Here is a 12658-nt window from a genome sequence, read left to right on the forward strand (position 1 = left end):
AGCCGGCCGGACGCGCGCAGCGCCGGCCCGGCCCGGAGGCGGGCGCGGCGATTCGGCCGCGCACGCGCGGATCTGCGGGTCATGGGTGATCCGGCTCAGGAGCCGGCTCCCGGTCGACGTCGGCCGCCGGCCATCCCGAGCACGATCGCGGTGGCCACCAACGCCACGCCACCGAGCACCAGCAGCGAACCGGTGCCGCGGCCCCCGGCCATTCCACCGCCACCGGTGGCCGGACCCTTGCTGGGTGAGGCCATGTTCAGCACGGTCAGCGTGGTCGACGCCGTCTGGCCGTTCTCGCAGCGCAGGTCGACCGGGTAGTTCCCGGCCGGCTTGTCACCCGGAATGGTGACCTGTTCGGTCAGAAAGCCTCTGTCCGGTTTGAGCATGACGTTCCCGAACGCGTCGGAGTGCACGTTGGACTGCCGGTTGTTGTTGTCGTTGTCGCAGCTCGCTTTGATGCTGACCCGGCTACCGGCCTGGGCGCTGTTCGGTGTCACCTCGACGAAGGTGTTGTCGCCGGCCCGCGCCGGTGCGACCGACAACAGGACGAACGCCCCGACCAGCCCCACCAGTGTCAGTACGGACGAGAGCGCGCGGTTGATCGTGCGGATTCCCTGCATGATTTCCCCCCAACCGGCGACGACCGCCGGAACCCTCCCCTGGGCACGGGCGATGCTTTCCCGCTGGCGCGGGGGCAAACCCGCAGGGCGGACGGGGTCAGCGCGGGCGGGGGACGGGCCCGGCGGCGGGGAGCGGGGTGATCGGGTGCCAGTTCAGCGGGGAGGAGAGGACCATCGTGCTCGACGGTTGGCCGTATGGGGCGAGACGGTCGATGACCCCCTCGAACGCCCCGATCGAGCCGGCCGCCACCTTCAGCACGCTGCACGCGTCCCCGGTGATCCGGTGGATCTCCAGGATCTCCGGCCAGTCGGCCACCGCCGGGTCGTGCAGGATGCAGCGCGCGCCGTAGCAGGACATCCGGATCAGCGCGACGACGGTGCGGCCGGCGCGGCCGAGGTCGACGTGTGCGTGGTAGCCGGTGATGATCCCGGCCTCCTCCAGCCGGCGGACCCGCTCGGCGACGGACGGTGGCGACAGGTGCACCCGCCGGGACAACTCGCTGAAGGAGAGCCGCGCGTCGGCCTGCAACTCGCGCAGCAGCGCCCAGTCCATGTCGTCCACGCTCAGACCTTACTTTCGTGAACCGACTTCGCCTAGTTGCCTTTGGTTTGCCAGGAGAAGGAGGCGACAGCCGTTGATTCGGCATTCCGCAGGCCGATCCGACCGCGAGATCATGACGTCGGCCAGTCCGGGGGAGGGAGACGAGATGGTGGATCAGACGGAGCGGCGGGCGCCGAACCGCCGTGCCACGGTGCAACCGGTGACCCCCGGGCAGCGTGCCGAGCAGGCGGCGCGCACCGGTGGCGAGCCGACCCTGGAGTTCGCCGACATGGTGCCGTACGACGCGTACGTGCAGGCCAGCGCCCTGCACAAGATGCAGCACCCGCTCAGCAGCGACCCGGGCGAGATGTCCTTCCTGATGGTCAGCCAGATCATGGAGCTGTACTTCGGGCTGACCTGCCACGAGCTGCGGGAGACCCAGCGGCTGATCCGCGCCGACCAGATCTGGGAGGCGCTGGCCCCGTTGGGCCGAGCCAAGCTGCACCTGGAGGGCCTCAACGCCGCCTGGCAGGGCCTGCGCTGGATGAGCCCGGCCGACTTCAACCGGTTCCGCAACCTGCTCGGCGAGGCCTCCGGCTTCCAGTCGGCGATGTACCGGCAGTTGGAGTTCCTGCTCGGGCTGCGCGACCCGACGCTGATCCGCCCGTTCCGCCGGCAGGCCGAGGTGCACGCCGAGCTGAGCGCCGCCCTGGCCACCCCGAGCCTCTGGGACGACGTGCTCGCGCTGCTCGCCCGGCGCGGCTTCGACCTCCCCGCCGACCTGCTCGACCGGGACGTGGCCGTCGAGCACGACCCGCACCCGTTGGTCGAGGCGGCCTGGGTACGGATCTACGACGACGCCAGCCCCGACAACCACCTGCGGCTGCTCGGCGAGGCGCTGAGCGCGGTCGCCGAGGAGTTCGGCGACTGGCGCTGGAACCACGTCAAGGCGGTGCAGCGGACGATGGGCGCCAAGGTCGGCAGCGGAGGCTCCGCCGGCCTGGCGTGGTTGCAGCGCAGCATGGCCCGGGTGGTCTTCCCGGAGCTGTGGTCGGCCCGCACCGCGATGTGACCGGAGAGCGAGACATGCACACCCCAGAACACGAGGCGCACCGCCTCGCCGGAGGCGAGGCCGAAGCGCACCGCATCGCCGGAGGCGAGGCCGAAGCGCACCGCCGCGACGAGGCCGACCCCGGCCACCGGCACCTGTTCCACGTGCCGCCGGCCGACGGCGGCGACCACCCCGAGTCGGCGTACCTGGCCGGCAACTCGCTCGGCCTGCAACCGCGGGCCACCCGCGACGAACTCCTTGCCGACCTGGACGCGTGGGGGCGGCTCGGCGTCGAGGGGCACCTGGAGGCGGAGCGCCCCTGGCTGCCGTACCACGAGTTGTTGACCGGGCCGGCCGCGCGACTGGTCGGCGCCCGGCCCACGGAGGCCGTGGTGATGAACTCGCTCACGGTCAACCTGCACCTGCTGATGGTGACTTTCTACCGGCCGGCCGGCGCGCGCACCCGCATCGTCATCGAGGACGCCACGTTCCCCTCGGACAGCTACGCCGTGCGCAGCCAGGCCCGGTTCCACGGCCTGGACCCGGACGACACAGTGGTCCGGCTGCGCCCGCGCCCGGGTGAGGACGCCCTGCGCACCGAGGACGTGACCGACTACCTGGCCGCCGAGGGTGACCGGGTGGCGCTGGTGCTGCTCGGCGGGGTCAACTACCTCACCGGTGAGCTGCTGGACATCCCGGCGATCACGGCCGCCGGCCGGGCCGCCGGCGCGGTGGTCGGCTGGGACCTGGCCCACGCGGTCGGCAACGTGCCGCTGGCCCTGCACGACTGGGACGTCGACTTCGCCGCGTGGTGCTCCTACAAGTACCTGAACTCCGGCCCGGGTGCCCTGGCGGGTGTCTTCGTGCACGAACGGCACCTCGGCGACGAGAGCCTGCCCCGGTTCGAGGGGTGGTGGAGCACCGCGGCGGCCACCCGGTTCGAGATGACCCCGGTGTCCCGGCCACCGGCCACCGTGGAAGCCTGGCAGATCTCCAACCCGCCGATCTTCGCGATGGGCCCGGTGCGCACCTCGCTGGAGCTGTTCGACGCGGTCGGCATGACCGCGCTGCGCGCCCGCAGCCAACGCCTCACCGGCTGGCTGGAGTCGCTGTTCGACGAGGTGACCGTCGGTCGGCCGCTGCGGGTGGTCACCCCGCGCGACCCGGCCCGCCGGGGCTGCCAGCTCTCCGTGCGCATCGGGTCCGGCAGCGCCGCCGAGCTGACCAAACGCCTACGGTACGAACACGGGGTCATCGCCGACGCCCGCGAACCGGACGTCGTCCGGTTCGCCCCGGTGCCGTTGTACTCCACGTACCTCGACTGCTGGCGGGCGGCGGTCGCGCTCGCCGCGACGGTGGGGCAGGTGACCTCATGACCGCGCGACGCGACGAGATCGCGATCATCGGTGCCGGGCTGGCCGGCTGTCTGGCCGCCTGCTTCCTGGCCCGGCGTGGCTACCCGGTGGCCCTCTACGAGCGCCGCTCCGACCCGCGCGCCGGCACCGCCGAACGCGGTCGCTCGATCAACCTGGCGCTCTCCGAGCGCGGCCTGGACGCGCTGCGCCGGATCGGGCTGGCCGAGCAGGTGATGACCGACGCGCTGCCGATGCGCGGCCGGATGATCCACCCGGTCGAGGGCGAGCAGCAGTTCCAGTCGTACAGCGCGGCCGGCGACCGGGCGATCAACTCGATCAGCCGGGGTGCGCTGAACAACGCCCTGTTGGACGAGGCCGCCGCGCTGCCCGGGGTGCGGGTCGTCTTCGACCACCGGCTGGTCGGGCTCGACCCGACCGACGGCGCCCTGAGCTTCGAGACCCCGCAGGGCCCGGTCGCGGCGAAGGCGTCGGTCGTGCTGGGTGCCGACGGCGCCGGCTCCGCGGTGCGCGGGCAACTGCTGGCGTACGGGCTGCTGGACGAGAGCGTGGACTTCCTCGACTACGGCTACAAGGAGCTGACGATTCCGCCGCTGGGCGGGGACTTCGCCCTGGACCCGGACGCGCTGCACATCTGGCCGCGGGGCACCTCGATGATGATCGCGCTGCCGAATCCGGACCGCTCCTTCACCTGCACGTTGTTCTGGCCCAACGACGGCGCCGGCAGCTTCGCCTCGCTGACCGGCCCGGCGGAGATCGAACGGCACTTCACCGAGCACTACCCGGACGTGGTCCCGCTGGCCCCGAACCTGGTCGACGACTACCAGCACAACCCGGTGGGCGTGCTCGGCACGGTGCGCTGCACGCCCTGGCAGGTCAACGGAAAGGTCGGCCTGCTCGGCGACGCGGCCCACGCCATCGTGCCGTTCTACGGCCAGGGCGCCAACTGCGCCTTCGAGGACGTGGTGGAGCTGGACCGCTGCCTGGACGAGTGCGCCGACGACTGGTTGGCGGCACTGCCGCTGTTCCAGCGGCGCCGACAGGAGAACGCCGAGGCCATCGCGACGATGGCGCTTACCAACTTCGTGGAGATGCGGGACAAGGTCGCCTCCCCGGTCTTCCAGACCCGGCGGCGGGTGGAGCACGCACTGGAACGGGCCCTGCCCGGCCGGTACGTTTCCCAGTACGAGCTGGTGTCGTTCTCCACCACCCCGTACGCGGAGGTGCGCCGCCGGGTGCGCCGACAGCACCGGGTGCTCGGGGCGGTCGTCGGCGGGGCCGCGCTGCTGCTGGTCGGCGCGATCGGCGCGGCACTGAGCCGAGGGAGGCGCGGATGACCGGCAACTGGGATCCACGACTGATGGCCGGCCACGCGCCGAGTGGCCCGCAGCGGTTGCGCAACTTCGTCGCCGGCGAGTTCGTCGACGGCGGGAAGACGTTCACCAAGGCCAGCCCCGTCACCGGGGAGCAGGTCTTCGAGGTGGACGAGGCGGCACGGTCCACGGTGGACGACGCGGTGGCCGCCGCCCGGACGGCGCTGCGGGGGCCGTGGGGCCGGATGGGGGAGCGCGAGCGCGCCGAGGTGCTGCGCCGCGTCGCCGACGAGTTGGAGCGCCGCTTCGACGACCTGGTCACCGCCGAGGTCGCCGACACCGGCAAGTCCATCGCCCAGGCCCGCACCCTGGACATCCCGCGCGGCGCGGCGAACTTCCGGGCCTTCGCGGAGATCGTGGCGACCGCCCCCACCGAGTCGTTCACGACGGTCACCCCGACCGGCGGCCGGGCGCTCAACTACGCGCTGCGCAAGCCGGTCGGCGTGGTCGCGGTCATCGTGCCGTGGAACCTGCCGCTGCTGCTGCTCACCTGGAAGGTGGCTCCGGCGCTGGCCTGCGGCAACGCCGTCGTGGTCAAGCCCAGCGAGGAGACTCCCGCCTCGGCGACGCTGCTCGCCGAGGTGATGGCCGCCGCTGGCGTACCGGCCGGGGTGTTCAACCTGGTGCACGGCTTCGGGCCGGACTCGGCGGGCGAGTTCCTCACCCGCCATCCCGGCGTCGACGCGATCACCTTCACTGGCGAGTCGGCCACCGGCGGCGCGATCATGCGGGCCGCCGCCGACGGGGTGAAGGCGGTGAGCTTCGAACTCGGCGGCAAGAACGCCGGCCTGGTCTTCGCCGACGCCGACCTGGACGCCGCGGTGGCCGGTTCGGTGCGGTCCAGCTTCACCAACGGCGGGCAGGTGTGCCTCTGCACCGAGCGCATCTACGTGCAGCGCCCGGTCTTCGAGGAGTTCACCGCCCGGCTGGCCGAGCGGGCCGGCGAGCTGGCGTACGGGTGGCCGACCGACGAGGCCACCGCCACCATGCCGCTGATCTCCCACCAGCACCGGAAGAAGGTGCTTGGCGCGTACGAGCTGGCCCGCTCCGAGGGCGCCGAGGTGCTCACCGGCGGCGGCACGCCCACCTTCGGCGACACCCGCGACGGCGGGTCGTACGTGCAGCCGACGGTGCTCACCGGGCTCGGCCCGGACGCCCGCACCAACCGGGAGGAGATCTTCGGCCCGGTGGTGCACGTCGCCCCGTTCGACACCGAGGACGAGGCGTACGCCCTCGCCAACGGCACCGAGTACGGCCTGGCGGCGACCGTGTGGACCCGGGACGTGGGCGTCGCGCACCGGGCCGGCTCCCGGCTCGACGCCGGCATCGTCTGGGTCAACACCTGGTTCCTGCGTGACCTGCGTACCCCGTTCGGCGGGGTGAAGGCGTCCGGGATCGGTCGTGAGGGCGGCGTGCACTCGCTGAACTTCTACTCCGAACTCACGAACGTCTGCGTGGACCTGTCGTGAGCCGTAACGAGGGAGCGGGCATGGAAGCTGACATCGAGGCCGCCAACCGGGAGTTGGCCGACGCCCGCAGCACCGGCAAGCCGTGCGCGCCACTGCGGGGCCGGCTGCTGCCGGAGGGCGACGTCGAGTCCGCGTACCGGGTGCAGCAGCTCCAGGCGCGGGCCTGGCAGGGCCGCGGCGAACGCCGGGTCGGCGCGAAGATCGGGTTGACCTCGCGGGCCGTGCAGGAGACCTTCGGGGTGTTCCAACCGGACTTCGGCATGCTGACCGACGCCATGGCGGTCGGCGACGGGGTCGAGGTGCCCATCGACCGGCTGCTCCAGCCCCGCGTCGAGGCGGAGATCGCCTTCGTGCTCGACAAGGACCTGCCGAACCCGCAGCTCACCACGGTCGACCTGATCCGCGCGGTCGACCACGTGCTGCCGGCCATCGAGATCGTCGACTCCCGGATCGCCGCCTGGGACATCTCCATCGTGGACACCGTCGCCGACAACGCCTCCAGCGGGCTCTTCGTGCTCGGCACCACGCCGCGCCGGCTCGCCGACGTCGACCTGCGACTGTGCGGGATGGTGCTGGAGCACGCCGGCGAGCCGGTCTCGGTGGGCGCGGGCGCCGCCTGCCTGGGCAACCCGCTGCACGCCCTGCAGTGGCTGGCCGGCACCCTCGCCCGCGCCGGCGACCCGCTGCGCGCCGGGGACGTGGTGCTCTCCGGGGCGCTCGGTCCGATGGTCCCGGTCACCCCGGGGGCCGCGTACGAGGCCCGCATCTCCGGCCTCGGCTCGGTGCGCACGAGTTTCAGCAAGGGAGACAACCAGTGACCGGTGTGGCGGTGCTCGGTTCCGGCAACATTGGCACCGATCTGATGATCAAGGTGTTGCGGCTCAGTGACAGCCTGCGCATGGTGGCGATGGCCGGCATCGACCCGGCCTCCGACGGCCTGGCGCGCGCTCGCCGGCTCGGCGTCGCCACCACCGCCGACGGCGTGGACGGGCTCGTCGCGCTGCCCGAGTTCGCCGACGTCGAGCTGGTGTTCGACGCCACCTCGGCCGGCGCGCACCGACGCCACGACGAGGTGCTGCGCGCGCACGGCCGTACGGTGATCGACCTGACCCCGGCCGCGCTCGGCCCGTACGTGGTGCCGCCGGTGAACCTCGACGAGCACCTGCACGAGCCCAACGTCAACATGGTGACCTGCGGCGGGCAGGCGACCGTGCCGATCGTCGCCGCGGTGCGCCGGGTGACCCCGGTGGCGTACGGGGAGATCGTCGCGTCGATCGCGTCGAAGTCCGCCGGGCCGGGCACCCGGGCCAACATCGACGAGTTCACCGAGACCACGGCCCGGGCCATCGAGGTGGTGGGGGGTGCCGAGCGGGGCAAGGCGATCATCGTGCTGAACCCGGCGGACCCGCCGCTGCTGATGCGTGACACCGTTTACTGCCTCTGCCCGGACGCCGACGCCGACACCGACGCCATCGCCGCCTCGGTCGCGGAGATGGTGGCGACCGTGCAGGAGTACGTCCCCGGTTACCGGCTCAAGCAGGACGTGCAGTTCGACCGGGTCGAGGCGTACCTGCCGACGTTCGGGCGGCGGCTCACCGCCCTGCAGGTGTCGGTCTTCCTGGAGGTCTCCGGCGCCGGGCACTACCTGCCCGCGTACGCCGGGAACCTGGACATCATGACCTCGGCCGCGCTGCGCACCGCGGAGCGGCTGGTCGCCAGGCGTTCTTCGGAGGTGGCCGCGCCATGACCGAGCTGTACATCCAGGACGTGACGCTGCGCGACGGCATGCACGCCATCGCCCACCAGTACACCGTCGACCACGTACGCACCATCGCCGCCGCGTTGGACGCCGCCGGGGTGGCCGCCATCGAGGTGGCGCACGGCGACGGCCTCGCCGGCTCCAGCGTCAACTACGGCCACGGGGCCGCCAGCGACGCCGAGTGGATCTCCGCGGCTGCCGAGGTGCTGACCACGGCCAAACTGACCACCCTGCTGCTGCCGGGCATCGGCACGATCGCCGACCTGAAGGCCGCGAAGGCGCTCGGGGTGACAAGCGTCCGGATCGCCACCCACTGCACGGAGGCGGACATCTCCGCCCAGCACATCTCCTGGGCCCGGGAGAATGGCATGGACGTGGCCGGGTTCCTGATGATGTCGCACATGAACGATCCGGCCGGGCTGGCCGGGCAGGCCAAGCTCATGGAGTCGTACGGGGCGCACTGCGTCTACGTCACCGACTCGGGCGGCCGGCTGCTGATGTCCGACGTGGCGCAGCGGGTCGACGCGTACCGGCAGGTCCTCGCCCCGGAGACGCAGATCGGCATCCACGCCCACCACAACCTGTCGCTAGGGGTGGCCAACAGCGTGCTCGCCGTCGAGCACGGCCGGGTCACCGGGTCCGCGCCGGCCGGTCCGGACGCACCGCACGGCCGGACCGTCCGCGTCGACGCCTCCCTCGCGGGCATGGGCGCGGGCGCCGGCAACGCCCCGCTGGAGGTCTTCGTGGCGGTCGCCGAGCTGCACGGCTGGAAGCACGGCTGCGACGTGTTCGCGCTGATGGACGCGGCCGACGACATCGTCCGCCCACTCCAGGACCGGCCGGTCCAGGTGGACCGGGAGACGCTCTCGCTGGGGTACGCCGGGGTCTACTCCAGCTTCCTGCGGCACGCCGAGCGGGCCTCCACGAAGTACGGAGTGGACGTCCGGTCGATCCTCGTCGAGCTGGGCCGCCGCCGGATGGTGGGTGGTCAGGAGGACATGATCGTGGACGTGGCACTCGACCTGGCCGACCAGGAGGCCGTGAGCGCGAGGAGTGAGCCGGGTTTGCGAGCCCCGGAGTCCCGAACGAAGGGTGGCGCAGCATGATCGGCGTGGACATCGCGGGGATCGCCGACAAGCTGGGTACGGCGGCCGATACGGCCACCGCGATCCCGCAGCTCGCCGCCGAGACCGGCCTCGACGTGGACACCGCGTACGCCGTGCAGGCCGCGCTGCTGCAACGCCGGCTGAACGCCGGTGAGCGGTTGGTCGGGTTGAAGATGGGGCTGACCAGCAGGGCGAAGATGGCTCAGGTCGGCGTGGACGAGGTGATCTGGGGGCGGCTCACCAACGCGATGCGGGTGCCCGACGGCGGTGCCGTGGACCCTGTCGCGTACATCCATCCCCGGGTCGAGCCGGAGGTGGCGTTCCTGCTGGACCGGCTGCCCGAGCCGGGCGAACCGGTCGGCGACTTCGCCACGGCGGTCCGTGCGGTCGCCCCGGCCATCGAGTTGATCGACTCCCGGTACGCGGACTTCCGGTTCTCGCTGCCGGACGTGATCGCGGACAACACCTCGGCCGCCGCCTTCGTGATCGGGCCGTGGTCGCCGGTGCCGGCGGGTCTGGACAACCTGGGCGTGCTGCTGGAGGTCGACGGGCGGGTGGCGCAGGTTGGCTCGACGGCCGCGATCCTCGGTGATCCGCGCCGGGCGCTCGACGAGGGCATCCGCCTGGCGGGCCGGCACGGGGTGCGGCTGGAGTCCGGCTGGGTCTTCCTGGCCGGCGCCGCCACCGCCGCTGTGCCGCTGCGTCCCGGTGCCCATGTCCGCGCCGTCGTCGAGAAGCTCGGCACGGCCTCGCTGCGGGCGTCGTCGTGACCGCCCGGGTGGTGGCCGGGAAGGCGGTGCCGCGGGGGGCTTTTCCGCACGTCAAGGTCGCCGGTGGGTTCGTCTTCGTCTCCGGTACGTCGTCGCGGCGCGCGGACAACACCTTCGCCGGTGTCGAGGTGGACGGGTTCGGCACGACCAACCTCGACATCCGGGTGCAGACGCGGGCGGTCATCGAGAACGTACGGGACCTGCTGCGTTCGGTCGGCGCGGACCTCACCGACCTCGTCCAGGTGACTTCGTACCTGGTCAACATGAACGACTTCGGTGGTTACAACGAGGTGTGGGCCGAGTTCTTCGACGCCTCCGGACCGACCCGTACGACGGTGGCGGTGCACCAGCTGCCGCATCCGCACCTGCTGATCGAAATCCAGGCCGTGGCCCTTCTTCCCTCGGGAGGTCAGTCGTGAGTGAGATCGCCGAGCCGTTCAGCTTTCCGGGCTGGATCGCGGACAACCAGCACCTGCTGAAGCCCCCGGTGGGCAACAAGGAGATGTTCCCCGGCGGGGACGACTTCATCGTCATGGTGGTGGGTGGGCCCAACCAGCGCACGGACTTCCACGTGGACCCGTACGAGGAGTTCTTCTACCAGGTCAAGGGCAACATGCACATCAATCTGGTCACTCCGGAGGGGCCGCGTACGGTGCACGTGCGCGAGGGCCAGATGTGGATGCTGCCGCGCAACACCCCGCACTCGCCGCAGCGACCGGAGGCCGGCTCGATCGGCGTGGTCGTCGAGCGGGTCCGCGAGGAGGGCACGCTGGAGACGTTCCAGTGGTACTGCCCGGAGTGCGGAAGCAAGGTGCACGAGGTGGAGTTGCAGGTCCGCGACATCGCCGCCGATCTGCCCCCGGTGTTCCAGGCGTTCTACGCCGACGAGCAGGCACGCACCTGCGCCAACTGCGGCACCCTGCACCCGGGCAAGGGCTGATGCCCGCAGGTGTGGTCGACGTGCACACGCACGTCGTACCGAAGGGTTGGCCGGACCTCGGCGCGGCCTGCGGCGGGTCCGGCTGGCCGTGGTTGCGGGTCGACTCCGAGCGGGCCGCGATGATCATGGTGGGGGAGGCGGAGTTCCGCCCGGTCGGCGCCGAGTGCTGGGACGCGTCGCGCCGACTGGCCGACATGGACACCGACGGGGTGGCCGTGCAGGTGGTCTCGCCCACCCCGGTCTTCTTCAGCTACGACCGCCCGGCCGACCAGGCGGTGAAGGTCGCCCGGATCTTCAACGACCTGACCCTGGAGGTCACCGCGGCCGGGGGTGACCGACTGGTGCCGTTCTGCCAGGTGCCTCTCCAGGACCCGGACGCCGCCTGCGCCGAGTTGGACCGCAGCCTCGCCGCCGGGCACGTGGGCGTGGAGATCGGCAACCACGTCGGCGACCGGGACCTGGACGACGCCGGCGTGGTCACCTTCCTCCAGCACTGTGCCGAGGTGGGCGCACCCGTCTTCGTCCACCCGTGGGACATGCCCGGCGGGCCGCGACTGGACCGCTGGATGGCCCGTTGGCTCACCGGGATGCCCGCCGAGACGCACCTGTCGGTGCTGGCGATGATCCTCGGCGGTGTCTTCGACCGGGTGCCCGAGACGCTGCGGATCTGCTTCGCGCACGGCGGCGGCAGCTTCCCGTTCTGGCTCGGCCGCGCCGACAACGCCTGGCACCGCCGTGGCGACCTGGTCCGGGGCGCGTCCGCGGGCCCGCCCAGCAGCTACCTCGACCGGTTCAGCGTCGACTCGGTGGTCTTCGCGCCGCCCGCCCTGCGGCTGCTGGTCGACACGCTGGGGGAGGACCGGGTGCTGGTCGGCAGCGACTACCCGTACCCGCTGGGTGAACGGCCGGCCGGCGCGGTGGTCCACGCGGCCGACTTCCTCACCGACGACCAACGCGACAAGCTCCTGTCCACCAACGCTCTCCGTTTCCTGCACGGCTAACGTCGGCGTTCCGCCCGCACCGTAGCCGCTCGGCATCGCGCCCTCCGGGCGAGCGCCGCGGCAGGCGGCCCGGCGGGCAGTGCGGTTTGGGCCGCGCGTGTCGGCTGCGCGGTGGGCCGGCGGCCGGCAGGATGACGGCATGGCCGAACCGCACGACCTGACCGCGTTGGAGCAGGCCGCCGCGATGACCCGCGGCGAGCTGTCCAGCGTCGACCTGGTCGAGCATTCGCTGCGCCGGGTGGCGGCGCTCGGCGACACCGTGGGCGCGTTCGTCACCGTCACACCGGACCTGGCCCGGCAGGCCGCACGTGCCGCCGACGCGGTGCCGATCGAGGAGCGCGGCCCGCTGCACGGCGTGCCGACCGCGATCAAGGACCTGACGCTCACCGCCGGGGTACGCACCACCTTCGGTTCGGCCGCCTTCCTCGACTTCGTCCCGCCGGTCGACGCCGACGTGGTCCGGTTCATCAAGGCCGCCGGTCTGGTCAGCCTGGGCAAGACGACCACCTCCGAGCTGGGCTGTTCGCTCTACTCGGAGGGCCGGGTCGCGCCGCCGGCCCGCAACCCGTGGCAACTGGCGTACACCGCGGGTGGGTCCAGCGGCGGCGCGGCGGCGGCGGTCGCGGCCGGGCTGGTCCCGGTCGCCCAGGGGTCC

General features: G+C 72.2%; 14 protein-coding genes. 12 read left to right on the forward strand and 2 right to left on the reverse strand.

Annotated elements, in window-relative coordinates:
- Window positions 1-95 precede the first annotated feature (95 nt).
- Both PSH25_RS10865 and PSH25_RS10870 read right to left on the reverse strand, forming a co-directional pair.
- The gene (locus tag PSH25_RS10865; RefSeq protein WP_238658952.1) at window positions 96-620 is read right to left on the reverse strand and encodes a hypothetical protein; all 525 of its coding nucleotides are present in this window, start codon (window positions 618-620) and stop codon (window positions 96-98) included.
- A 97-nt stretch (window positions 621-717) separates the two neighbouring features.
- Complete coding sequence (locus PSH25_RS10870; RefSeq protein ID WP_238658954.1) at window positions 718-1182, reverse strand: Lrp/AsnC family transcriptional regulator; 465 nt, start codon at window positions 1180-1182, stop codon at window positions 718-720.
- Window positions 1183-1330: 148 nt separating this feature from the next.
- On the opposite strand from PSH25_RS10870, the gene PSH25_RS10875 reads away from it, so the two are divergent.
- The 12 genes from PSH25_RS10875 to PSH25_RS10930 all read left to right on the forward strand — a co-directional run.
- Complete coding sequence (locus PSH25_RS10875) at window positions 1331-2233, forward strand: tryptophan 2,3-dioxygenase (protein WP_238658967.1); 903 nt, start codon at window positions 1331-1333, stop codon at window positions 2231-2233.
- Window positions 2234-2247: 14 nt separating this feature from the next.
- Window positions 2248-3588, forward strand: coding sequence for a kynureninase (kynU, locus tag PSH25_RS10880; protein ID WP_238658955.1), 1341 nt, complete (start codon window positions 2248-2250; stop codon window positions 3586-3588).
- A complete protein-coding gene (locus PSH25_RS10885) occupies window positions 3585-4922 on the forward strand; it encodes an FAD-dependent oxidoreductase (protein WP_238658957.1) in 1338 nt (445 codons plus the stop codon). The genes kynU and PSH25_RS10885 overlap by 4 nt, the downstream gene beginning before the upstream one ends.
- 23 nt (window positions 4923-4945) lie before the next feature.
- On the forward strand, window positions 4946-6427 hold the full coding sequence (locus PSH25_RS10890) for a 2-hydroxymuconic semialdehyde dehydrogenase (RefSeq protein WP_238658969.1): 1482 nt from the start codon (window positions 4946-4948) through the stop codon (window positions 6425-6427).
- 20 nt (window positions 6428-6447) lie between these two features.
- The gene (locus PSH25_RS10895; protein ID WP_238658959.1) at window positions 6448-7245 is read left to right on the forward strand and encodes a 2-keto-4-pentenoate hydratase; all 798 of its coding nucleotides are present in this window, start codon (window positions 6448-6450) and stop codon (window positions 7243-7245) included.
- Complete coding sequence (locus PSH25_RS10900; protein ID WP_308193650.1) at window positions 7242-8174, forward strand: acetaldehyde dehydrogenase (acetylating); 933 nt, start codon at window positions 7242-7244, stop codon at window positions 8172-8174. The genes PSH25_RS10895 and PSH25_RS10900 overlap by 4 nt, the downstream gene beginning before the upstream one ends.
- Window positions 8171-9292, forward strand: a complete 1122-nt coding sequence (gene dmpG / locus PSH25_RS10905) for a 4-hydroxy-2-oxovalerate aldolase (RefSeq protein ID WP_238658960.1) — start codon at window positions 8171-8173, stop codon at window positions 9290-9292. Before PSH25_RS10900 ends, dmpG begins: the two co-directional genes overlap by 4 nt.
- Entirely contained in the window at window positions 9289-10062 is a 774-nt protein-coding gene (locus PSH25_RS10910; RefSeq protein ID WP_238658962.1) for a 2-keto-4-pentenoate hydratase, read from the forward strand. The genes dmpG and PSH25_RS10910 overlap by 4 nt, the downstream gene beginning before the upstream one ends.
- Window positions 10059-10481, forward strand: a complete 423-nt coding sequence (locus tag PSH25_RS10915; protein ID WP_238658963.1) for a RidA family protein — start codon at window positions 10059-10061, stop codon at window positions 10479-10481. Before PSH25_RS10910 ends, PSH25_RS10915 begins: the two co-directional genes overlap by 4 nt.
- A complete protein-coding gene (locus PSH25_RS10920; protein WP_112669228.1) occupies window positions 10478-11002 on the forward strand; it encodes a 3-hydroxyanthranilate 3,4-dioxygenase in 525 nt (174 codons plus the stop codon). Before PSH25_RS10915 ends, PSH25_RS10920 begins: the two co-directional genes overlap by 4 nt.
- Window positions 11002-12003 carry an amidohydrolase family protein gene (locus PSH25_RS10925; RefSeq protein WP_238658965.1) on the forward strand — a complete coding sequence of 334 codons (1002 nt, stop codon included), beginning with the start codon at window positions 11002-11004 and terminating at the stop codon, window positions 12001-12003. Before PSH25_RS10920 ends, PSH25_RS10925 begins: the two co-directional genes overlap by 1 nt.
- Window positions 12004-12142: 139 nt before the next feature.
- Window positions 12143-12658: amidase family protein (locus PSH25_RS10930; RefSeq protein WP_274527302.1), on the forward strand; the 516-nt coding region annotated here is incomplete at its 3' end.

Source organism: Micromonospora foliorum, from assembly GCF_022229015.1.
Classification (GTDB): Bacteria; Actinomycetota; Actinomycetes; order Mycobacteriales; family Micromonosporaceae; genus Micromonospora; species Micromonospora foliorum.